Annotated in this window: 19 protein-coding genes; 3 read left to right on the plus strand and 16 right to left on the minus strand. The window is 47.1% G+C overall.

The window, feature by feature from the left end; translation table 11 throughout:
- Positions 1-1,041, minus strand: a 1,041-nt coding sequence (locus TES5_RS02145) for an IS1380 family transposase (RefSeq protein ID WP_232309256.1), incomplete at its 3' end; no start/stop codon positions are given.
- A 343-nt stretch (positions 1,042-1,384) separates the two neighbouring features.
- On the opposite strand from TES5_RS02145, the gene TES5_RS15490 reads away from it, so the two are divergent.
- Positions 1,385-5,590, plus strand: a complete 4,206-nt coding sequence (locus TES5_RS15490) for a glucosamine inositolphosphorylceramide transferase family protein (protein WP_068559236.1) — start codon at positions 1,385-1,387, stop codon at positions 5,588-5,590.
- A 100-nt stretch (positions 5,591-5,690) separates the two neighbouring features.
- Here the strand turns inward: TES5_RS15490 and TES5_RS02155 are convergent, their stop codons facing one another.
- From TES5_RS02155 to TES5_RS02195, 9 genes are all read right to left on the minus strand, one after another.
- A complete protein-coding gene (locus TES5_RS02155) occupies positions 5,691-6,662 on the minus strand; it encodes a glycosyltransferase family 2 protein (RefSeq protein ID WP_068559238.1) in 972 nt (323 codons plus the stop codon).
- 53 nt (positions 6,663-6,715) lie between these two features.
- Complete coding sequence (locus TES5_RS02160) at positions 6,716-7,630, minus strand: WlaTC/HtrL family glycosyltransferase (protein WP_068559240.1); 915 nt, start codon at positions 7,628-7,630, stop codon at positions 6,716-6,718.
- The gene (locus tag TES5_RS02165; RefSeq protein WP_068559242.1) at positions 7,630-9,168 is read right to left on the minus strand and encodes a lipopolysaccharide biosynthesis protein; all 1,539 of its coding nucleotides are present in this window, start codon (positions 9,166-9,168) and stop codon (positions 7,630-7,632) included. The genes TES5_RS02160 and TES5_RS02165 overlap by 1 nt, the downstream gene beginning before the upstream one ends.
- 54 nt (positions 9,169-9,222) lie before the next feature.
- Complete coding sequence (locus TES5_RS02170) at positions 9,223-10,407, minus strand: glycosyltransferase family 4 protein (protein ID WP_068559244.1); 1,185 nt, start codon at positions 10,405-10,407, stop codon at positions 9,223-9,225.
- 44 nt (positions 10,408-10,451) lie between these two features.
- Positions 10,452-11,492, minus strand: coding sequence for a glycosyltransferase family 2 protein (locus TES5_RS02175; protein ID WP_232309265.1), 1,041 nt, complete (start codon positions 11,490-11,492; stop codon positions 10,452-10,454).
- 524 nt (positions 11,493-12,016) lie between these two features.
- A complete protein-coding gene (locus TES5_RS02180) occupies positions 12,017-13,237 on the minus strand; it encodes an LCP family glycopolymer transferase (protein WP_068559247.1) in 1,221 nt (406 codons plus the stop codon).
- A gap of 345 nt (positions 13,238-13,582) precedes the next feature.
- Positions 13,583-14,359, minus strand: a complete 777-nt coding sequence (locus TES5_RS02185) for a tyrosine-protein phosphatase (protein WP_068559249.1) — start codon at positions 14,357-14,359, stop codon at positions 13,583-13,585.
- Positions 14,356-15,093 (minus strand): CpsD/CapB family tyrosine-protein kinase, encoded by a 738-nt coding sequence (locus tag TES5_RS02190; RefSeq protein ID WP_068559251.1) that lies wholly within the window; start codon positions 15,091-15,093, stop codon positions 14,356-14,358. Before TES5_RS02190 ends, TES5_RS02185 begins: the two co-directional genes overlap by 4 nt.
- Positions 15,094-15,106: 13 nt before the next feature.
- Entirely contained in the window at positions 15,107-15,847 is a 741-nt protein-coding gene (locus tag TES5_RS02195; protein ID WP_068559253.1) for a YveK family protein, read from the minus strand.
- A 251-nt stretch (positions 15,848-16,098) separates the two neighbouring features.
- On the opposite strand from TES5_RS02195, the gene TES5_RS15495 reads away from it, so the two are divergent.
- Positions 16,099-17,472, plus strand: a complete 1,374-nt coding sequence (locus TES5_RS15495; RefSeq protein WP_232309257.1) for a DDE-type integrase/transposase/recombinase — start codon at positions 16,099-16,101, stop codon at positions 17,470-17,472.
- 354 nt (positions 17,473-17,826) lie between these two features.
- On the opposite strand, the gene TES5_RS02205 is transcribed toward TES5_RS15495, so the two are convergent.
- The 6 genes from TES5_RS02205 to map all read right to left on the minus strand — a co-directional run bounded on the left by TES5_RS02205 (position 17,827) and on the right by map (position 22,654).
- Positions 17,827-18,615, minus strand: a complete 789-nt coding sequence (locus TES5_RS02205) for a tyrosine-protein phosphatase (RefSeq protein ID WP_068559256.1) — start codon at positions 18,613-18,615, stop codon at positions 17,827-17,829.
- The gene (locus TES5_RS02210; protein ID WP_068559258.1) at positions 18,615-19,373 is read right to left on the minus strand and encodes a CpsD/CapB family tyrosine-protein kinase; all 759 of its coding nucleotides are present in this window, start codon (positions 19,371-19,373) and stop codon (positions 18,615-18,617) included. The genes TES5_RS02205 and TES5_RS02210 overlap by 1 nt, the downstream gene beginning before the upstream one ends.
- Positions 19,374-19,385: 12 nt before the next feature.
- A complete protein-coding gene (locus TES5_RS02215) occupies positions 19,386-20,123 on the minus strand; it encodes a YveK family protein (protein ID WP_068559260.1) in 738 nt (245 codons plus the stop codon).
- 253 nt (positions 20,124-20,376) lie between these two features.
- On the minus strand, positions 20,377-21,099 hold the full coding sequence (locus tag TES5_RS02220) for a CpsD/CapB family tyrosine-protein kinase (protein WP_068559262.1): 723 nt from the start codon (positions 21,097-21,099) through the stop codon (positions 20,377-20,379).
- Between the two features lie 3 nt (positions 21,100-21,102).
- The gene (locus tag TES5_RS02225) at positions 21,103-21,837 is read right to left on the minus strand and encodes a YveK family protein (protein ID WP_068559264.1); all 735 of its coding nucleotides are present in this window, start codon (positions 21,835-21,837) and stop codon (positions 21,103-21,105) included.
- A gap of 67 nt (positions 21,838-21,904) precedes the next feature.
- Positions 21,905-22,654, minus strand: a complete 750-nt coding sequence (map, locus tag TES5_RS02230) for a type I methionyl aminopeptidase (protein ID WP_068559266.1) — start codon at positions 22,652-22,654, stop codon at positions 21,905-21,907.
- Between the two features lie 123 nt (positions 22,655-22,777).
- Here map and TES5_RS02235 point away from each other — a divergent pair, with 123 nt between their 5' ends.
- A complete protein-coding gene (locus TES5_RS02235) occupies positions 22,778-22,975 on the plus strand; it encodes a hypothetical protein (protein WP_068559268.1) in 198 nt (65 codons plus the stop codon).
- The last annotated feature ends 62 nt before the right edge of the window (positions 22,976-23,037 follow it).

Below are 23,037 nucleotides of genomic sequence, written 5' to 3' on the forward strand. Positions count from 1 at the left end.
GCCATTCTTGGCTTCCTTGATGAAATTCTCCATCGTACCTCTCTTCCAATACGTTTGGTAGACTTGTTCAGTCGAGACAACATCGGATAGATTGGTGATAATGAATTCATGGTGGAAAATCAGTTCATTTGCTTCCCTGACAGAACGAATGCAAACCCTACGATCATGCTTCCAAGTGCCGGCTTGGTAGCGAATGGAGTAGAAATGCTCTTCCTTCTGACTCCATTCGGTCTCATCCCCAACTTGAACAAACTGTTCCGCGAACTTATGCAAGCGGGCATTCCGTTTGAGCCGAATGACGTACTGATGCTCTTTTTCTTCACAGAGGTCATACAGTTCCGGCGCTGCAAAGCCACTATCTGCGCGGACAAGAATGATGCTGACTGGAACGGTCTGATTATAGTGTTCAAGAAGCGGATTCAAAAAATCGGCTGCCCCGGTTGAGCAGTATGTGTTTCCGGAACGCAGTTCCGCCTTCAGAAAGTCCTTGGTCAGACCATCAAAGGCAACGAGCGGATGATAACCGGTTGTTTGATAATGTGTGTTAAAGGCCGTTTCTTCTTGATCGCCGTATGTGTCACTATATGTGGAATCCAAATCCAAAACCAGTTCTGTTGCATTACGTTGTATGCGTACCTTATCCAGAATCGCTTGATTGAGCGCTTGTAGCTGCAAAAGCGCATCGGGACTCTCACTAATGCGATCCCAAAAACGCGAAAGCGAAGGTTGTGAAGCCAATGTACTTTTTTCAAGCATCTGCTGGAAGAAAGGATCATGACGTAAGATGTTGGCAGATGCATCGGTATCATAGCCTGCAATTAATTGGAAAATCAATTGTTCAAGGATGGTTTCATTCGAATGTGTAGGTGAAAGACGGGAGTCTTGAAAATGAAGCTCTTTCTCCATCAACTGTTCGAATCCGATTGAATAAAGGAATTCTTTAACCAAAATGAGACCAGCATCCGTGGAGAGATTACCTCCAGTATTTGTAACCGTCATTTTTTTGTTGAAGTTTAGCGTATTTTCGTGTAAAGTTGCCATTGAGAGAACCCCTTTCTTTGGTTGTTGGTCGTACATTAACCATAACAGATTGGGGTTCTTTTTTCACACCTTTTGGGTGTGAACTGGAAAGACAAAATATGTTGGAAGACTAACGTTTCAAGACGTTTTCTGAAAATCTATGAATAATTCAGGTTATTATTTGTAAACTTATTTCAATTATTGTAAAATATATTAGGAAAGTCCATTGCACCCGTCCCCCTGAAATGAAGGTGAAAAAATGCAGAATATCAAGTAACATCTCATTATTTACAGAGTGCCAGCATATTTAAACAGTAAACAATATCCCTTCATTCAATTTTAGCATATTAAAGGAGAGCTAAATATGAAAAAAAGGTACCTTTTGCTGGCTCCTCTCCTACTAATAGTTACCTTATTGGGTAATATGCCTATCGTAAAGGCATCAACAGAAGAGCCAACACAAGCTACACAATTACTTGTACCTGAAGCTACCTTTGGAGAAACAGTTCCCATAGATGAGCTCCCGGCCCTTGCAACAACGGAAACCCAAACGCCTTTGATTACTGAAGTCCCAGCAACCGAAATACCCACACTAAATACTGATCCGGTTGAAAACCAAATGATGCCCTCTGTTGAAACTGACACGGAAAATCCTTCAGAAACTCAACTAGAAACTAAGGATCCTATTTCAGCAGAAGTTGCTGTTGAAGAAGCTATCGCTGCCGTTGCAGCTTTGACGAGCGTGAGCGAATTAACAGGATTAGATCCGACTTCGGGGACTACCAATCCAATCATTACAAAAGATATTGTGACCGACCGAACCGGACAGCTCGGCGTTGCGGAACCGTACATCGTCTTCGAAGACGGCGTTTACCACATGTTCTTCGACGTCATCCTCGGATACAATCCGGATACGCAAGCCACAGCCGATGAAATCGGACACGCCTACAGCACAGATATGATCAACTGGACCTACACACAGATCGTCCTTGGCGAAGAAACCAACGGAACAAGAGCCGCATCTCCTTACGTGATGGAATATGAAGACACCTACTATATGGTCCCTGACCGTGCCGGCGATGTCAATGTTTATCAAGCATCCTCCTTCCCGCTCGAATGGGAACTGTACGGCACACTGTTATCCGGCAATTTCGTCGATCCATTGGTCTTCTCGATGGACAACATCTGGTACATGACCGTTTCTGAATTGCCTTACAACAGCCTATCGCTTTACTACAATACTTCCGGGGATTGGCGCAACAGCAGCTGGGTACTGCATTCCAGCAGCCAGATCCTTCCTGAAACATCAACGGAAGGCGGACTCCGTAATGCAGGCAATGCCTTCATCTACGAAAATTCAGTCATCATTCCGGTCGAAGTCACTCCGAAATCCAACAATATTTACGGAGAATACACAGACTGGTACGAACTGTCCAACTTGTCAACGACTACTGTCACCGTAACCAGAAGAAGCAATGCCGTCATCTCGCAATACAATGACGAGTGGAACGGCGATGCGATGCACCATATTTCCTATGTTGCAGCAGAAACTGGTTACTACTATGCGACTGACGGATACAACTGGAACAACAACGAATACAGCATCGGCTTATTCACAGGCTCCGACCCTTCGGATTCCCAAGATCCGGTGATTCCGACTGACCCTATCGACCCGGTTGATCCTATCGACCCGGTTGATCCTATCGACCCGGTTGATCCTATCGACCCGGTTGATCCTATCGACCCGACTGATCCTATCGACCCGGTTGATCCTATCGACCCGGTTGATCCTATCGACCCGGTTGATCCTATCGACCCGACTGACCCTATCGACCCGGTTGATCCGATGGATCCGACTGCAGTTCCAACCGTACCGGTGGACTTGTCTGCAATCGCAGGTGCTGAAAATCCGCTGATCACCAAAGATATGGTGACCGACCGGACTGGACAGCTCGGCGTTGCGGAACCGTACATCGTCTTCGAAGACGGCGTTTACCACATGTTCTTCGACGTCATCCTCGGATACAATCCGGATACGCAAGCTACAGCCGATGAAATCGGGCATGCCTACAGCACAGATATGATCAACTGGACCTACACACAGATCGTCCTTGGCGAAGAAACCAACGGAACAAGAGCCGCATCCCCTTACGTGATGGAATATGAAGACACCTACTATATGGTCCCTGACCGTGCCGGCGATGTCAATGTTTATCAAGCATCCTCCTTCCCGCTCGAATGGGAACTGTACGGCACACTGTTATCCGGCAATTTCGTCGATCCATTGGTCTTCTCGATGGACAACATCTGGTACATGACCGTTTCTGAATTGCCTTACAACAGCCTATCGCTTTACTACAATACTTCCGGGGATTGGCGCAACAGCAGCTGGGTACTGCATTCCAGCAGCCAGATCCTTCCTGAAACAACTACAGAAGGCGGACTGCGGAACGGCGGGATGCCGATCATCTATGATAATTCCGTTGTGATCCCAGTGGAAGTTACCCCTAAATCCAACAACATCTACGGGGAATACACGACCTGGTACGAATTATCCAATTTGTCGCCAACGACCGTCACTGTTACGAACAAAGGCACAGCCGTCATTTCCCAATACAACGACGAATGGAACGGCGATGCGATGCATCACATTTCCTATATCGCTGTAGGGGATGGCTTCTACTACGCGACTGACGGGTACAATTGGAACAATAATGAATACAGCATCGGAATCTTCAAGGGCGCTACCACCACAAATCCTACAGATCCTACTGATCCTACTGACCCAACTGATCCTACTGACCCAACTGCTCCTTTGACTATGGAAGATATCTCCTTGTATTACAGCGTGAAGAATCCTATTCTGTCCATCGCCAGCATCACGGACAGAGTGGCAAACCAAGGGATTGCTAACCCATACATCGTCTTGGATGACGGCACCTATCATGTGTTCTTCAATACTATTCAAGCCTACAACCCGACTACGGGTGTAACGGCTGACGAAATTGGACATGCATGGAGCAACGATCTGCAACAATGGAATTACACTCAAGTGGTGTTGGGAGTCGATACCACTGGCACAAATGTCGCTTCACCTTATGTCTTTATGTATCAAGATGAGTACTATATGGTACCGGATCTGAGCGGAGATGTGAATGTTTATAAAGCTTCTTCTTTCCCATTAGGTTGGGAATTGTACGGAACGCTCTTGAGCGGCAATTTCGTCGACCCACTCGTCTTTGTAGAGGATGACATCTGGTATCTAGCCGTCACTGATCAACCGTATGATAGCCTTTCTCTCTACTACAACAATTCCGGTGATTGGCGCAACAATAGCTGGACACTGCATCCGCAAGGATCGATCATTACGGCTACCGCAACCGAATCCGATCTGCGGACGGCCGGTAATCCATTCTACTATGATGGAGCCGTTGTCCTGCCGATTCAAGTCACGCCGACTGACGGCCGCTACGGCGAATACACGTATTGGTACCAATTGTCCAATCTGTCCCCGACGACCGTATCTGTCATCAATCTCGGACTTGCAGTAGAGGCGCAGAAGAATGAAGCTTGGAATAGTGACGCGATGCATCATATCTCGAATGCGACGTTCGGAACCGGAAATATTTACATAGTGGATGGAATGAACGATGGTATCTACACGATCGGACTTTACACCGATCTGCAGCAGTCCATCTCTCCGCCTGTCGCAGTGCCGTTCCCGAATATTATGAATCCGATTCTGACGACTTCGATTGTGACGGACCGCACTGGCCAGTCCGGAATCGCCGACCCATTCATTTACCTTGATAACGGCATCTACTACATCTTCTTCGAAATCATCGGTGGTTACAATGCCTCAACTGGTTTGACCGCTGATGAGGTTGGATATGTCTGGAGTGCTGATCTGATTAATTGGACTTACGGTCAAGTCGTCATCGGTCCTTCCCTACAAGGCGTTCGGGCAGCTTATCCAAACATATTCACTTACGAGAACAACTATTACATGGTTCCGGATATCGCTGATGATATAAATATTTATACCACAACCGACTTCCCGAACAATTGGACCTACTATTCCACATTGCTGCAAGGAACCTTTTCTGACACGAACATCTTCATGATCGACGATGTCTGGTATATGACTACCGCAGAAGCACCATATATGAATCTCTCCCTTTACCACAATACATCAGGTGATTGGCGGAACGATCAGTGGGTATGGCAAGAGGACATCCTGATTGGTACCGGTGATGAATATAGCTACCGGAGTGCGGGAAACCCGTTCATTTACGATGACTACATCATCATGCCGGTTCAAGTTCACCCTGGCGGTGGGATGTATGGAGAGTACACCTATTGGGTTAAACTTTCCAACTTCTCAACGACAGATGTCGACGTTGATATCATGAGTACTGCCGTCACAGCCAGCTTCGATGGAGGATGGAATGATGAGTCGATGCACCACATCTCTCATGCGGACTATCTGGACGGGTACGTTTATCTTACCGATGGGTATAATGACGGCGTTTACTCACTAGGCCTCTACATAGAGGATTACTTGGTCTGACATCTAGTCTTAAAAGCAGTTATTTACGCTAAACACCTAAAAAAGCCATCCAGCTTGGAGAACCCTTTCGGATTCGCTCAAGCAGATGGCTTGTTTTTGTTCACTTTTTGATGGTTTTGATCACCTTATAGACGGGGGTCGCGACGTTCGGAAATGCCAAAAATACTGCATAAAGACTGTTCAGCTTCGGCTTCCCGCTCGCTTTGAGCGCTTGACGGGCTGCAGCCAACTTTTCGATGACTGCTTTTTTCCCGTCTGCATCATTTTGCGCATCCAACGTCAGGATGGCCGCCAAGGATTCGGTGAATAAGGACCGGTAGCTCTTGTCGCTGTAGTCCGACTGTCCGTACGCATGGAAATAGGCCGCCCTCTCCTTCAGGGCATCCAAATAATCCAGCTTGTTCTTCAGCTTGAAGCCTTCGCCCATGATGCTGTCTGCGCGCTGCCAGTAATAAAGCAACGGCTCAGTTGTGAAAGCAATCTTCCCGGCTTTGTCCAACAGCTTGTAGGTCGTGAACTCATCTTCGTGGATCCTGCCGACGGGATAACGGATCCCTTCGAACAGTTCCGCTTTGTAAAGCTTGCCCCAGGCGACAACCATCTGCTCATGGAACGCGCCGAAATGGATGATGTGATCCAACGCCTGTCGGCTGGTGAAGCTGAAGGTCTTCGGCTCCTCCGTCCGTTCCGGCAACGTTTCCGTCGCTGTGCGCAGGAAATTGCAGGCTGAGACATCCGCATCCGATTCATCGAGAATCTGAAGCAAATTCTCCAAATAGCGCTCGTTTATCCAATCATCGCTGTCAAGGAACGTCAGGTAGCGTCCCTTGGCGGTCGGTATGCCGGCATTCCGGGCGTCCGACAGACCACCGTTCGGTTTGTGGATGACGTGGATGCGGCTGTCGCGCTTGGCGTAATCTTCGCAAATGTCGCCGCTGTTATCCGGCGAACCGTCATCGACCAAGATCAGTTCCCAGTCGCTGTACGTCTGTGCCAACACAGAATCCACACAACGCGGCAGGAGATCGGCCACTTTATAGACCGGTACGATAATACTGATTAATCTGCTCATGCTAATTCCTTTCTTCGGCTGCTTGTTTGTCTGCCGGATTGCATTTTAAAAATTTAGACTTTGTAGCGCTTGGCTGCGTCATAAATGCGTTTGCAGAACAACAATCGGCGCTTGATGAAATAGAGCTTCAATTTGATTTCGGCCAGGAAAGAACGTTTTTCTTCGACCTTTTCAACCATCTTCAGGTGCTGGCCGCCGTATTCCTTCATCGGCATGAACCAGTCGGAAAGATGGACATCGAAAATTTCCGGCCGCTCGCGATAGGACATCATCAGCAATTGTTGGTCATCATCGATGCAATCCAGCATCACTAATGCTTCCATCGCTTTTTTGGTCAAGTTCCACAGATCATCAGCCAAACTGTCAGGCAGGATGACCGGCGCGCCCATCAGGCACTCGGAAAGGAACTGCAACTGGAACCCGGCATGGATCTTGTTCGGATCGCTCAAGCTGAACAGGTGGATTTTGTCATCCAGATCCGTTTGCCATAAGTAGTCGAAGTCGGCGGCATCACTGAAGCTCTTGCCACCGTGGTTGAAGCCGAAGTCGAGCCATGCCAGCATGCCTGTTGCCAAGCCCTTCTCGACCGCATCATACAAACACCAGTATTTCATCAGCATGATGTAGTCGTAATTGGCTTTGTTGTCCGGCCACTCCGGATCGGCATTCGCCCGGAACTGATGGAAATCAGGCTTCAGTTCGACGGCAGCCATGCGTTCATAAAGGGCAGGTTCAACCTCAAACACATCTTCGACTTCGATGACGACGGTCTTGTCGGCCAAGCCGAATTCGCCGCGGATTTCTATCACTTTCGGAGCCAGTTCCGGCGTCGTATAGACGACGATCTGATTTTGGATCCGTGCCCAAAATCGGAAGTAGTCCAAATATTTTTCTACGCTTCTTGAATAGAACGCATATTTATCGCGGCCAATATCAAAAAAGCCGGTTACGATCGTGATTTCTCTCATCAGTTTTTTCCCCTCTTCAATAATTTACTGGATACAAGCAGCTGCAATTTGTCGCGTTCAGCTTTGCCGAACAGCAAGAAGTAGTTGATCACCAAGCCCACAATACCGCAGCCGACAGCTGCTGCACCCAATGCGGGCCAACCATCGATCGCCGGCACTACCAATTTCACCCCGACAAACGTCAGGACCATCAGCACGGTTACGGCAAAGTAACGCAGAATGATCGGATAAAAAATCGTCTTTTTCTGCTTCAGACAGGTTGCGGCATAGATCGGCATGAAGGTCATATTGGCGATGAAACCCACCGACGTGCTGACACCGGCGATCGCCAGTATCCCCAGATCGGTCGTGTTCAGCAAAAGAAAAACGAGCATGACATCAAATATGCTGATGCAGAACCAGAACAGCGAATTCATCTTCAAACGGTTCGTGATCAGGAAGACGTTGTACATCCCCGTGATCGGCGGAGAATCCAAGAACGGAAAAATCGTCAGCAAAAGCAGTACATAAATCATGTCCGCGTCCTGCGTCGGCACCCACAATTGGATCAGCTCATGACCGAAGGCAACGAGAATCGCAGCCGGGATATTCGCGAAGGCCGAGGTCAAAAGCATGTTCTGCCTCAATTCCACCAACAAACTCTTGATGTCATTCTTCGCGTAATGATAAGTCAACTGCGGCGCAAAGAGATTGGAAATGCTCGCAACGACTTGGTTCAGGATATTGCTCAATGTTTTTGCTACGGAAAGTTGCCCCATCGCGATGGAACTGATGAACAGGTTGCTGATCAGGAGGTCCAGTCCGTCCGATAGCGTTTGGCTCAGGCTGCTGATGCTGCTCCAGACACCGGAAGCGAACAGTTTTTTGACTTTCGCCATTGAAAAATCAAGCGGCCGGATCTTGATGTCGGGCACCAATTTGCGCGTATAATGAATGTTTGATATAAGAACAAAAGCCGTGCAGATCAGCATCACCAACCCGACGATCGCCACGGTTGTCGGCAACACAGAGAAGAATACTATGAAAAGGATCGCCTTCAGCGTATAGGAAACGGCATTGATCAAACTGCTGATATAGAGACGATTCGTGATGAACGTCGCCACTGTGAAGACGGTACTGATGATCGACAGCATAAAGTTGAGGAAAACCAGTGTGTACAATTGTTTCACACTCACGACTAATTCAGCCGGAATGTTGATCAGTTTATCCAAGTTCGTGACCACAAACAGACCGAGCACCGCGAACAAGACGGCCATGACGATGTTCGCCATCAGGACTGAATTGAAATATTGATTGGCTTCTTTCTTGTCGTCCTTATGGTAAGCGATCGTGATGAATCGGCCCGCGACCGAGTTCAGCGCGACCGTGATGATGACCGCATAGTTGGCCATCGAATTCGCGAGGTTCACGAACCCGTAAGCTTCCACCCCGATGTTATTGACGATGTAATCGGAGAGGAAAAAGTTGATCCCCAGGTTGAGCACCAAGGTTACGATGCTGGCGATCATGTTGATGGATAATGTTTTTTCTTTATTCATGAATTTTGATGATTCCTCCTTATTCAGGGGGGAGCCTTTCCGGCCGATACCCTTTTATCTGTCCTTGAAACGGTCCACGAAATCGGTGTAGAAAACTTCCTTCGTGTAACGCAGTGAGCGTTCCTTGGCATTTTTTGCCATTTGGCTGCGTAATGTCTCGTTTTCCTTGAGGGTAGTGATGCTGTCCGCCAGTTTGCTGACCAAATCAGCGTTGCGTTCCAGGATCATCGCCAATTCCGGCGTCGCATACTCGGGGATTCCTCCCGAATTCGTTACGATCAGCGGTCTGCCTACCGCCATTGCTTCGAGGACGACCAAGCCGGCCGCCTCTTCGATCAGGGTCGGCACGCTCACGACATCGGCGATGGCATAAAAGCGATAGGTCTCTGCGTTGGCGACATATCCCGTGAACACCATCCGATCGGCGTTCTTCTTCACCAATGCCTCAACCTCTTCCAGATAGTCCGATTTGTCCTTCAAGGCAAAATTCGGGCTGCCCATGATGAGCAGCTTCACGGTCGGATCAGCGACTTTTTCCAATGCCAGAATCAGTTCCTTGACCCCTTTTTCCGGGATGACCCTCCCGCAGAACAAGACCACGAAATCAGTGGGAGAAAGCCCCAGGTCCTTGCGCAAGGCTGTTTTTTCTTCGCTGCTGAGGCTGTCCGCAAAACGATCGTTGTCGATCGCATTCGGCAGCACCGTCACCTGTCCGGAATCCATGCTGGAGGTCGCCAGCCATTCGTCCTTGACGAAACGGCTGACCGTCAACACTTCCCCGAATACGCTGTCCAGTTCGGCATCTCCGCGCAGATGATGGTGCAGATGCAGAAAGACGTTTTCCTTTCCGAGCGCCTGCGCGAATTGCTTGAAAACGGCGTAATCCCCGCCTTCAGCGACCACCGCATCCGGCTTGGCGGCCAACACTTTGCGCACCCCCAACCAATAATACAGGTTCGGGCGCGAAAAGCGGATTTTGAACAGTTTCCTCATCAATACCTTGACCGCTTTGTAGGCGCCCGCAAACAAGAGGTTGCGCTTGATGTAGATGAAATCCGTCTGCTTGTATTTCTGGCTGCGCGCTTCGGCCTCCTCGTCGTGGATGGAAACGACCAAAAAGCGCACTTTCTTTTCTATTTCATTCTGTTCGATCAACAACTCCAGCAAAGTCTCGATCGCTCCGCCTTTGACGGCAGGAACCGGCAGGATGCCTGGAGAAAATAAACAGATAGTCTTCACTCGTCGATCCCCTCTCCTCATACTTTTCTATGGACAGCTATAGTTTAGCCTTTCCCCATTGCAGCCTTGATTCGGTTGAACAGGCTGTAGTAAAGATAGAGCGCAACGCTGGCTTCCTTCTTCATCAAGGTCAGCTCCAGTTTCTTCCGCGATTCGGCTTCGCTCAAATCCAAGCGGGTGAGGATCGCTTTGAGTACCGGATCTTTCAGGATGGCGGTGATATTCTTGATCTTTGCGCCCATCGGCTGGTGATTGCTTTTGTGCGCCTCATTCGCCAGCGACAGCAAAGCGATGATGATATAGCGCATATCCAGGCGCTGGGCCAATTCGTCCGCCTTGCCTTCGCGCTCCAACAGCGCCTGCAGCTTACGGAAAGCATGGATTTGGCGTTCATGGAAAGCTTTTTTGTAGGAATTAACGACCGAACTCTCGTGGACGCGGTAATGGTAGTGGGTACCGGCATCGATGGCGATGCGCTCACTCTTAAGGAAAGATTCGACGCAGACGAGCAAGTCTTCCATGAAGGCGACTTCCTTGTCGAACCAGATATTCTCGTTCTCAAGCAGTTCGCGCTTGATCAAAAGGCGGCAGACGCTGCCCATGATATCCGTTTCCCCGCTTTTGAAGCTCGGTTTGGCGATGACATTCGCCACGATATCGCCGAGGATCGCATCCTCTTCAATGACCCCGGTTTGTTTCATCAGGACTGAATCGGTGCCTTCCTTCGTCTCTTTGACATAATTGCACATGCAGATGTCCGCTTGCGCTGCCGTAAGTGTCGCAAGCATGCGTTCGTACATGTCCGCGTCCACCCAATCATCCGGATCGACGAAGCCCACATGCTCACCCGTCGCTGCGCGCAGGCCATCGTTGCGCGCTTCCGACACGCCACCGTTTGGTTTATCGATCATGCGGATCCGGTCGTCTGTGGCGGAGAGCGCCACGCAGACAGCCAGACTGTCATCCGTCGAACCGTCGTTTATCAGTATGATTTCGATTTCCTTCAGCGTCTGGTTGGTTAAGCTATCGACGCATTGGTTTAAGTAAGGTGCCGCGTTGTAGACCGGCACGATGATGCTGACCATTGGTTTCACCCTAGGTCCTCCTCCCGATCCTGCCTCTGCAGGATGTATTGGCTGACGTTGCGCCCCAAAATGTGCGCAGTTTGCCCATTACCCTCTAGTATAAGTCAATTAACCGGAATGAAAAAGGAAAAATAACAATCTTAACAAAATTGTAAAGGCGGATTGATGGTTTGGAGGGGATCTCGGGGTCGTCACTTGGGCGTGACGATGTATTTTTGGTGGATTGGTTCCCAATTAACCCGCCAAACGGGCTGCGGCGGGGAAAAGGGAACGGTGCAGCTGCAGAATAAACTGCCAAACCACATTTGGCGGGTTTTCCGCTGAATATTCGCATCCAATTTACCCGCCAAGGTGCTTTTGGCGGGCTATTCCGGCTCTCCGCCAGTCAAAGACGCAGCCGCGACTGAAAAATGCCAAAACCTGATCATACAAGCCATTCCACAGAAAAAGGATGGGCAGTCTGCCCATCCTTCCATCTTTTTCGTACTCTTTATTTACACCGCTTACTGATCAAATGACTCATCTTAATAAGCCGAGTCATAGATTTCTTCTTCGTAATAGGTGTCGTCCTGGACAGGCTCTTCATAATAGTAATCTTCGGTATACGTTTCTTCTTCGATATACGGATCGGAATAGTTCGGCGTGTAGACATCAGTTTGTCCGTACGTGGACGAATCGTATGTCGTATCCGTGTAGGAAGAATCCGTCGCGGAAGATTGAGTATCATAATACGGCTCACTGTCCGATGTCGAGATCTCTTCGATTGTCACTTCCGGCAATTCCAACTCAGCCCGTAGGATGTTGGACAAGCGCAACCGTTCTTCCGGATTTACGTAATAGTAATAAATTTCGTCGATGTAGACTTCTTCGCCTTCAACATAGAATTGTTGGAAATTCTCCATTGATTTGCGGTACCCGCTGGCGATGGAAAGGATTTCGTCCAATGACATATTTAATTGGACATTGTCTTCCAAAGTGGCCAGGATATTTTTATAGTTCACGACCGTTCCCATCGTCAAGACTTTATCCAAGATGGCTTTGATAACCATCTGTTGGCGTTTCTGTCTGCCGAGGTCGCCTTCCGGATCCTGTTTTCTCATCCGCGAGAATTGCAGCGCTTCGAAACCGTTCAGGATCCTTGTTTCTCCCTCGATGAATTGCGGACCATAGAAATCGAACGTCAGCGGACTCGTGATTTCGACACCGCCGATGGCATCAACGATGTCCGTCAGTCCGTCAAAGTTCACTTCAACGTAATAATCGATCGGAACATTCAAAAATTCCTGGACCGTATTGATGGACATTTCCGTACCGCCAAAAGCATACGCATGGTTCATCTTGTCATAGTAGTCACCGTAATAATCGTACACATCGCTGTATCCGACGATTTCCGCGTAGCTATCGCGCGGGATGCTCAAAAGTGTTGTTGTCTTTGTGTTCGGATTCACTGTGCAGACGATGATCGTGTCGCTGCGTCCTGTTTCCGTGCGCTCTTCTTCAGCAGTACCCGTGTCAGCTCCCAGCAACAAGAACGAAATCGGCTGCGTTGCCGTCTCTACTTCGATCGATTCTTCCCGCATTTCGACTACACTCACCTCGTTGTAGATCGATTCTGCGGTGCTGCCGATGTCGGAATAAGCCTTAAAAAAGTATGCAACGACACCGACCATCGCAACCATCAGAATGGAAAAGATGACCTTCCATACCCTTTTTCTCCCTTGTCTGTTTTTTCTGGTTTCATTCATTATGCGTTCCTCTTTCTCTTGAATGAATATTTATGCATAAAACAATTGTTTTTCAGGATTGCTCCTGGTCTGCCCTGTTCTAGCCAGCAATACTCGTTCATCAAGTATTTTGTTGAACATAACTATATAAAATCTCTTAGTCCATGCAAAAAGAAGCCCAACTGTCTATCCGAGGCACTTGTCATAGAATCTTAATAATATTATCAATAAACTGATGAACAATCAAGACGCTTAAGGAATTAGTAACACAACAGAAATAATTCAAATGGCTGAGCATTAAAAATATTTAAAAAAAAGCCCGGAGAACAAACTGCTTTGTTCCCCGGGCTTAGGACTTACGCATATTCACTTGCCGAACAATCGGAATCTTTTTTTCTTTTGATATACTTCAGACGGATCCTCCGTATGGACGACGTCTCCGTTGAAAAGATCTTTTGCGTTCTGTTTGAAATAAGCGACTTTCTCGGGTCCGAATTCTGCTTCAAGTTTAGCGAAAGCTTTCCGGAAATGAAAACCTCTTCCGCGTGTGTTATGGGCATCCGATGCAAGGATGTGCACAAGGTTTGCTTCGATCAGTTGGTTGCTGAGTTTCGCTATTTCTTTACCGAAGGCACCGACATAGCTGCTCGCAGTAACTTGTGCCAACGCGCCCCTTTCAATGAAAGGAAGCAATATATTTGGATCATCAATGATCGCCTGATTCCGTTCCGGATGAACGATGACCGGCGTGATGCCTTTTTGTCGTAGTTTAAAAAATAATGATTCTGTAAAATGCGGTATCGACATGGTCGGGAATTCAATCAACAAATATTGTGATTCGTCGTCGATGAATAAAATATCCCCTTTCTCGATATCTTCCAGTATTTCTCCGTTGATGCGGAGTTCTTGTCCAGGATAAAGCGTCAGACCGATTCCCCGGTCATCCAATTCAGTTTGCAGAGCTGCTGTAGCTTCCATGACAGCCTCTTTTGGGTTCAAATATTTGCCGTTTTTATGATGCGGCGTCACAAGGATGTGGGAGATTCCTTCGGCAACGGCTTGTTGGGCCATCGCCAAGGAATCATCCAATGTTCGAGCTCCGTCATCGACACCAGACAACAGATGACAATGAAGATCGATCACTCCGCTTCCCCCTCGTTTGTATAACCATAACCGTAGTAGGAATAATCAGTTTTCTTCTCTACACCATTGAAAACCACGCCCAATATGTTCGCGTTCACCATTTCCAACAGTTCTTTCGCATTCAGTACGGAATCTTTATGTGAAACGCCGTGACGGATCACGAATACAACACCGTCCGCTTTTGCTGCCATGATCTGCGCATCCGTTACGGATGTCACCGGCGGCATATCATAAATGATGATGTCGAACATGTCCTCAAATCGCTTCATCAGTATGTTCATCCGATTCGAGTTCAACAATTCCGATGGATTCGGCGGAATCGGTCCGCTTGTCAAAACATACAAGTCTGTTCCGGTCACCTGTTGGATAACCTCAGTAAGTTCTTGTTCCGGTGAGCTCAACAGGGTCGTCAAGCCCACGATATTGCTCAGCCCGAACGTGCGTTGCACAGTCGGTTTGCGCAGGTCGGCATCCACCAACAGAACCCATTTGCCCTGGTCGGTAAAAACCGATGCCAAGTTTGCGGATGTAGTTGATTTCCCTTCCCATGGACCGGATGATGTCATGACGATGGATTTCACATCGCGGTCGATCATTGAAAATTGTATATTTGTACGGATGATCCGATATTGCTCAGCGATAACGGATTTCGGCCGCAATTTTGAGATTAGACTTAGACCTTTACGTTGTTGGCTGTCCAACTTCATGATCTTCTTTCTGCTTGATCCAAACATATCTTATCGTCTCCTATATGCGTCTTTTGGCTTTACGCGACTTTACATCAGGTGTTGCTTGAACAAAACGTGTAGCCGACAACTCTTCTTCGGACATCTGCAAAACGGATCCTAAATTCGACCAGCCCAATTGCTCGATGAATTTTTCGTCTTTGACGGTCTTGTCCATAAATTCAGCCAAGAATGCCAGCCCTACACCGATCATCATACCGACCAACAAACCAAGCACGAGATTCATCGGCGTGTTCGGAGATACCGGATTCGGATTCGCGACTGCTTGGGACAAGATCGTAACGCTGTTCACGTCCAGGATGCTGCCGATTTTTTGTTCGAAAGAAACTGCAGTTGCATTCGCCAATTCAGCTGCCTTAAACGGATTTTCGTCCGTTACCGTGATACCGAAAACCAAAGAAGTGTCTTCAGTCTGGACGGTCAACTTGTTGCGCAACTCCGAAACAGTCAAATCGGAGCCTGTATTCGTGATGACATCCTCCAATATAATTGGCTCTTTGATGATGCCCTGATACGTATTGATCAGATTCAAGTTAGTTTGTATGTCCGTATTTGTGATAGCCTGTTCAGCATTCTGTGTTTGATTCACTACAATTTTGGATGTTGATTGGTAAGATGGTGTAACTAAAAAGAATGTGTAAAGCGCAGCCAACAACACACCTGCCAGACTCCACACAATAATCGAGCCGAGTCGTTGCTTCAATATTGCAAAAATTTCACCTAATGATATTTCTTCCTCCATGTTTTCCCTCCTGATTTCAAGCGCGTACTGTCAAAGTTTAGCTCTGCCAGACGTTCAATTTTGTATTTTTTCGTTGATTTAACGGGGTTAACGACAAAAAAAACTTGCCACCCCCCAATTTTTGGTTAATAGTGATGGTAACTACACCGCACTATTTCCCCAAAAGAAAGGAAGATGACAAGTTGCTACCTCTATTATTAACCTATTTAGTTGATATTATCAAGCGTCAACGAATGATTATTCTTGCGTTAATGAAGCTAGTAATCCTGTTGACGCAAAATTCCCGTATGCCTCAGTTAACTGCTCCGGATAATTTAAATTACCAGAAGCTCAAAGTCGATGAACTGCCTTTGATCGAAAAAGTTGAAAAGTTGGACTATCATCTGCTTCTCCAAACTCATTTCGAAAAAACTGGGAAGGTTCTCCAGCCCATTCAACGCCGCAATGGCGTTAAAATCAACCTAGACCTCAATACAACCTGCCCACGCTGCAACGCTCCCTCGGACTACCTCTACGCCAATAATGGCCCCAAAGGCCAATGCAACTGTAAAGTTTGCGATGCTTTATTCAGTCCTAAAAATCATTTCTCCAAAGCAGCCATTTTAAAGTGCCCGCATTGTACGCATCCGTTAGAAAAAGTGAAGGACCGCAACGGATTTGATGTATATAAATGTAAAAGAGCGGATTGTCCTTATTACTTGAGAAGACTACAGGGACTAACAGCCGAAGAAAAAGACTTATTCGAAAAGCAACCGCACCAATTTAAGATGCATTATCTATTCCGCCAATTCAATATTGTTTTTGAACCCATTTCGAAGGACTCGATCATTCAGCCGAAAGTTAATCTGGCCAATATTCATTGTTCCCCTTACACGTTGGGATTGATACTCACTTATCATGTGAATTATGGCCTTTCCGCCAGAAAAACAGCGGCACTTATGTACGACGTACATAATGTTAAAATTACAGGCCAAACCATACTCAATTACGCGTCCAGCACATCTGTTATTCTGAAGCCCTTTTTGGAGAACTACCCTTACGAATTATCCGATCAATTCTGCGGAGATGAAACCTACATCCGGGTGAGTGGTCGTTGGAACTATTTATTTTTCTTCTTTGATGCGGTCAATAAAATTATTCTGTCGAATTATGTTTCGCCAAACCGCGATACAGAATCTGCTATTTACGCCTTGCGCGAAGTATTCAAAAAGATGCCCCAGATACCGGAAGACTTGATTTTTATCGTCGACGGCAATCCGATCTATCTTCTGGCTCAACACTATTATGCCCAGCACGGCATCCCCTTTGATGTGAAGCAAGTAATCGGACTTACAAATAATGATCCAGTGTCAAAGGAATATCGCCCTTTAAAGCAAATCATCGAACGGTTGAATCGGACGTTCAAAGGCAATTACAGAGCGACCACCGGCTTCGGATCCCAACAGGGATCAGTCTCTTTCGTGACCTTATTCTGTGTCTACTTCAACTTTTTAAGGCCGCACGCTGCCTTGGAAAAGAAGGTACCAGTGCTGATTCCCGAGCTGGATAAGATGCCCAACATGCCAGGTAAATGGACAAAATTAATCTCTTTATCCCAAGATTGGCTGATGGACCAAACCCCTTAACTTTTGGCACCGGAGCCCTCTAAAAAAGAGAGAACCAATAAACTAAACAAACGGCGGAGCGTACTCTTTACAATCCGAAAAGCCAATGGTTTAAAATTTTTTAAGCCAAGGGCTACTTTGTGCTGCTCCTTTTGTATACCGTCGCCCTTGACGGCACAGGAAGAAACCATTGGCTCGGTTGTCAAGAGCGTTTGTTTCACCCAACTTTGAATAGCAGGGCTAAGTTTTGCACATCACCTCATTGTTCATGGCAGTTTCCATAGAATTTTTGGCACTACCCGATTCGACAAAATTTAAAACCACTTGACGGACTATTTCGTTGAGCTGCCTTTTTCTGGATAAGTTAAGCTTCGCCTATCTTCCCCACCGCTTCTTTAAAAATCCGAATCTCTGTTTTTTATGAAGGACCTCCATAGGGACTGCTGTCTGGACCATATCCCCATTAATAATAGCTTTAGCATTCTGTTGGAAATCCAACACTCTTTCACCCCCGAATTCAGCTTCCAACTTAACGAAAGCTTCTCGCATATGGAAAGACCGCCCTCTCGTGTTGTGCGCATCCGATGCGATGATATGCACCAGATTCGCTTCGATCAGCCTGCTACTGAGCTCCGCAATTTCCTTCCCGAAGATACCGACATAGCTACTCGCAGTCAGCTGTGCCAGTGCACCTCTCTCAATGAACGGCAACAATGTATTCGGATCTGCGATGACGGCTTGGTTGCGCTCAGGATGGACGATGACAGGCGTGATGCCTTTCTGATGCAACTGAAAAAAAAGCGATTCCGCATAGTGTGGAATCGACAGTGTCGGAAATTCGATCAGAAGATACTGATTATCTAAATCGGCAAAAAGAATTTCATCATTATATACATCCGTAAGCAATTCACCGTTTAGGCGCACTTCCTGCCCAGGAAATAAGGTCAGCGCAATATCGCGTTTATCGAACTCCGCTTGCAGCTCAGCCGTCTTTTTTTCAATAACAGTTTTCACATTTTCGTAGCTGCCGTTTTTATGGTGCGGCGTCACAAGGATATGGGTGATGCCTTCAGCAATAGCCAATTCAGCCATCGCCAAGGAATCCTCCAGTGTCCGGGCTCCATCATCAATGCCTGGCAGCAGATGACAATGCAAATCGATCATCAGGCCCCACCTTCGCTCTTACCGTCATAACCATAGCCATAGCCATAGCCGTAATAATCATAAGGACTGTAGCTGTTTGAATCGACACCATTGAATACGACACCCAGAATGTTGGCATTTACCATCTCCAACAGTTCCTTCGCATGATGGACAGCAGCCTTTCGGGAAACACCATGGCGAATGACGAAAATGACGCCATCCGTTTTCGTGGACATGATCTGCGCATCCGTCACGGAAGTGATCGGCGGCATATCATAGATGATGATGTCAAAAGCCTGCTCCAACTTTCCGATAAGGGCAGTCATCCGATTCGAGTTCAACAATTCAGAAGGATTCGGTGGGATGGGACCGCTCGGCAAAGCGAACAATTTTGTTCCTTCGATTTGGCTGATTACATCAGCGGCTTCTTTGTTCTGAGAAGTCAACAGCGTAGTCAAGCCTTCGCTGTTGTTCAAGCCAAAGGTGCGTTGCAAGGTTGGCTTGCGCAAGTCGGCATCGACCAAAAGGACTTTTTTCCCCTGATCGGCAAAAACGGAAGCGAGATTTACGGAGACCGTCGATTTCCCTTCCCACGGACCGGAAGAAGTCACCACCAACGATTTCAAATCCTGGTCAACCATCGAAAATTGGATATTGGTGCGGATCGTTCGGTATTGTTCCGCAATAACTGATTTTGGCTTCATCATGGAAATAAGGCTCAAACCTTTGCGTTGCAGGCTATCCAATTTTTTGATTTTTCTTTTGTTAGATCCAAACATGCTATGTCCCCCCTATACCCTTCTGTTTGTCTTGCGCGTCAGCTCTTCTTTTGTTGGCGAGAATCTTGTCGAAACAACCTCTTCTTCGCTCATCTGCAAAATGGCTCCCAAATTCACCCAGCCCATCTGTTCCATGAATCTTTCGTCCTTTACGGTTTTATCCATGAATTCAGCCAAGAAGGCCAAGCCCACCCCAATCATCATGCCGACCAGAAGTCCCAACACCAAATTCATGGGTGTATTGGGTGAAACGGCATTCGTATTTGCGACAGCCTCCGAAAGGATAGTCACACTGTTGACATCCAAAATGCTGCCTATTTTTTGCTCGAAGGAACTAGCAGTCGCATTTGCCAATTCTGCGGCCGTGTAAGGATTTTCGTCGGTCACGGTAACACCGAAAACAAGTGAATCAGCTTCTGTCTGAACCGATATCTTATTTCGCAACTGCTCCAAGGAAATCTCAGACCCTGTATTTGCGATGACATCCTGTAAAATGATCGGTTCCTTAATGATGCCCTGATACGTGTTGATCAGGCTCAAGTTCGTCTGGATGTCCGTGTTCGTGATCGCCTGTTCCGCATTCTGTGTCTGATTCACCACGATTTTGGAAGTTGATTGATAAGTAGGCGTGACTAAAAAGAATGTGTACAGACCCGTAAGCAATAGACCCAACAAGCTCCAAATGATGATTCTGCCGACCCGTTGTCTTAATATTGAACATATTTCAGACAAAGATATTTCTTCCTCCATGATTAATCCCCCGCTATCTATTTTATAAAAATTTTTTTCTCGTATGAAAACAAAAAGCCTAGATATGACATCCTAGGCTCGTCAACTTCTTTAATTGTACTATATCATATTTAAAATAACTATAAATAAATAAAAAAAGTCTTTTCCAACCATGTTTATTTGATTCGTGGATTCAATTCCCCTGAATAATGCGCCACAATTGACTGATTAACAGAATATCCAATCTCGTTGTTATTATCTAACCATTTCCATTTTATTTGGATATTGGATTAACTTTTGTTTGATAATAATGGTGACGATTTGCATCTTCTGCATTGACCGGTACGCGGTTGTAGACTGCGCCCAAGACATTAGCATTCACCCGCTTTAAGGCTTCAGAGGCCTTCTCAGTATCCGCCTTGGTCGAAACCCCATGTTGAACAACAAAAATGGTACCCTCCGCACGCCCAGCCACAATCTGCGCATCCGCAAACCCTAAAAGAGGCGGCGTATCATAAATGATAAGGTCGAATTGCTCCTCGAATTCCTTCTCCAAATGGATCATCCGTCTGCTGGAAAGCAATTCTGCCGGATTTGGCGGCGTAGGACCGCCTGTTAAGACCGACAAATCGGCCAATCTAGTGGCTTGCACATAATCCTGGACAACGCCTGTCGGATTGTTCAATAAGTCCGTCAGCCCATGCACATTAGGAAGAGCGAAATGTTCATGGACGGTCGGTCGCCTGAAATCACAGTCGGCCAACAAGACACGTTTTCCTTGTTGGGCGATTGTGATGGCCAAGTTGATGGCGACAGTTGACTTGCCGACATTATTGCTTGCCGAAGTAATCGCAAGCGAACGGAGACTAGTGTCCATCAGGGAAAAACGGATGTTCGTCCGAAGCACACGGAACTGCTCAGAGATGGCAGCAGACGGCAACGCCATGGTGATGGCAGCGCTTTGCTGCAATGGTTGACTGTTTTTTCTTCTGAACATGACTTAGCCTCCGATTCGATCATTTGCCGTTTCCAGCGCATTAAACTGGGTTATTGCTGTGAATTCTTCCTTTTTTATCTCTGATACGACGCCGAGGTCCAGCCAGCCGATCTTCTGCGAAATGAATTGGCTGTCCTTCAACGTATTGTCCATGAAAGTTTGCAAGAAGGCGATGCCTACACCAAGCATGCCCCCTATCAACAATCCTAGCACTAGGTTCATTGGCACGTTCGGCGAGATTGGATTGGGATTGACGGTGGCTTCCGAAATAACCGTGACGTTTTCGACGTTCATGATTTTTCCGATGCTTGTTTGGAAGGTCTCTGCAATCTCATTTGCAATGGTGGCTGCTTCAGTCGGACTCGTCGTGGTGACTGTCAAAGAAAATACCTGTGAATCTGAATTCGAGCTGATGGATATCATACTGGCTAATTGCTCAACGCTGTAGTTAGGCTCCAATTTTTCTTGGACTTCTTTCAATATCACTGGCCCTTTGATGATGTCTTTGTATGTACTGATCATCTGCACATTCGTATTGATGTCCTCAAGCTGAATTTCACTGAGTGTATCAGACTTACGATTCACCAACATTTGGGTTGTTGCATTATAAGTCGGGGTCACTGCAAAAAAAGTGTACAAAGCTGAAACCGAAAGCCCCAAAAATGACAAAATAGTAATTAAAAAAATACGTTGTTTCAGGATTGCGAATATCTCGCCTAATGAAATTTCTTCTTCCATAAATGTCCCTCCAGAAAATGTGAGATGGGCTAAAAAAGATACAATATGCCAGTTGTCCCTGTGTTCATTATTTTTGTTGCGTCAATACTTTCGCGCCGTCTTTGGTGATTGCGATAGTATGCTCGAATTGGCAGCTCAGACCGCCGTCTTTTGTGCGGGCTGTCCAGCCGTTGTCATCCATTTTGGACTTCCAAACGCCTGTGTTGACCATTGGCTCGATCGTAATCGTCATGCCTTCCTTCAGGCGTAACCCTTTACCTGCATCACCGTAGTGCGGAATGGATGGACTTTCGTGCATCGTCGGTCCGATACCATGACCGATGAACTCACGGACGACCGAGAAACCTTCGCCTTCGACATAAGTCTGGATCGCATGGCCGATATCGCCGACACGGTTGCCTGGTTTTGCTTGCTCGATGCCCAAGTACAAGGCTTTTTCAGTGACTTCCATCAGACGCTTCACTTCCGGCGTGGCCTCGCCGACCACATAGCTCCAGCAAGAATCGGACATGGCACCGTTGTAGTTCACGACTGTATCGACCTTGATCAGATCGCCGTCCTTCAGCACATATTTGCCCGGGAAGCCATGGCAGATTTCGTCGTTGACGCTCGTGCACGTCGCATACTCGTATCCTTCGAAACCGATCTGTTCGCAGATGGCGCCAGCTACTTCGATGCGCGCCTGCACAAAGTTGTTGACCTCCATCGTCGTCAAACCCGGCTTGATAAAACCGCGCAATTCCTCATGGATACCAGCCAGGATTGCCCCGGACTCTTCCATAGCTTGAATTTCGCGATCAGATTTTAAAGTTATCATATGTATTCTATCCTCTTCCTTTATAGTATTCTTTCTTATTATACATGAAATTTGTACGATGGCTAATTTTTTTCGACTACTGACAAAAAAATACAAGGTGATGTTCTCAACGAGGAATTCTGCGTGAACGGCACTGAAATTGAAGGTGAGGATGCCTCGCCGGAATTCCCATGTTTTCCCGTCGATATTCGCGTTGAACATTTCCTCATCGGCAAATCCGATATCTTTCAAAAGAAGAATACCGTTGAGCAAGGCTTCTCCCGGAATTCGGCCAACATTTCATTTTGTCCTTTTGCTTTGCTGTCTTCCGGCAACTCATGAAAAATGTTGGAAGTTCGTCGAATCCCACACTCACTCCCCCGACAATACAGAATACGTGCCGG

It is taken from the genome of Trichococcus sp. ES5, from assembly GCF_900067165.1.
In the GTDB taxonomy this organism is placed as follows: Bacteria; Bacillota; Bacilli; order Lactobacillales; family Aerococcaceae; genus Trichococcus; species Trichococcus flocculiformis.

Excerpts from the sequence above, each read along its gene's own strand:
- TES5_RS02190 (WP_068559251.1), bottom strand. The coding sequence starts at position 15,093 with ATGTTTGGATCAAGCAGAAAGAAGATCATGAAGTTGGACAGCCAACAA.
- TES5_RS02205 (WP_068559256.1), bottom strand. The coding sequence starts at position 18,615 with ATGATCGATTTGCATTGTCATCTGCTGCCAGGCATTGATGATGGAGCC.
- TES5_RS02215 (WP_068559260.1), bottom strand. The coding sequence starts at position 20,123 with ATGGAGGAAGAAATATCTTTGTCTGAAATATGTTCAATATTAAGACAA.
- TES5_RS15495 (WP_232309257.1), top strand. The coding sequence starts at position 16,099 with ATGAAGCTAGTAATCCTGTTGACGCAAAATTCCCGTATGCCTCAGTTA.
- TES5_RS02195 (WP_068559253.1), bottom strand. The coding sequence starts at position 15,847 with ATGGAGGAAGAAATATCATTAGGTGAAATTTTTGCAATATTGAAGCAA.
- map (WP_068559266.1), bottom strand. The coding sequence starts at position 22,654 with ATGATAACTTTAAAATCTGATCGCGAAATTCAAGCTATGGAAGAGTCC.
- TES5_RS02165 (WP_068559242.1), bottom strand. The coding sequence starts at position 9,168 with ATGAATAAAGAAAAAACATTATCCATCAACATGATCGCCAGCATCGTA.
- TES5_RS02220 (WP_068559262.1), bottom strand. The coding sequence starts at position 21,099 with ATGTTCAGAAGAAAAAACAGTCAACCATTGCAGCAAAGCGCTGCCATC.
- TES5_RS02180 (WP_068559247.1), bottom strand. The coding sequence starts at position 13,237 with ATGAATGAAACCAGAAAAAACAGACAAGGGAGAAAAAGGGTATGGAAG.
- TES5_RS02160 (WP_068559240.1), bottom strand. The coding sequence starts at position 7,630 with ATGAGAGAAATCACGATCGTAACCGGCTTTTTTGATATTGGCCGCGAT.
- TES5_RS02225 (WP_068559264.1), bottom strand. The coding sequence starts at position 21,837 with ATGGAAGAAGAAATTTCATTAGGCGAGATATTCGCAATCCTGAAACAA.
- TES5_RS02155 (WP_068559238.1), bottom strand. The coding sequence starts at position 6,662 with ATGAGCAGATTAATCAGTATTATCGTACCGGTCTATAAAGTGGCCGAT.
- TES5_RS15490 (WP_068559236.1), top strand. The coding sequence starts at position 1,385 with ATGAAAAAAAGGTACCTTTTGCTGGCTCCTCTCCTACTAATAGTTACC.
- TES5_RS02175 (WP_232309265.1), bottom strand. The coding sequence starts at position 11,492 with ATGGTCAGCATCATCGTGCCGGTCTACAACGCGGCACCTTACTTAAAC.
- TES5_RS02210 (WP_068559258.1), bottom strand. The coding sequence starts at position 19,373 with ATGTTTGGATCTAACAAAAGAAAAATCAAAAAATTGGATAGCCTGCAA.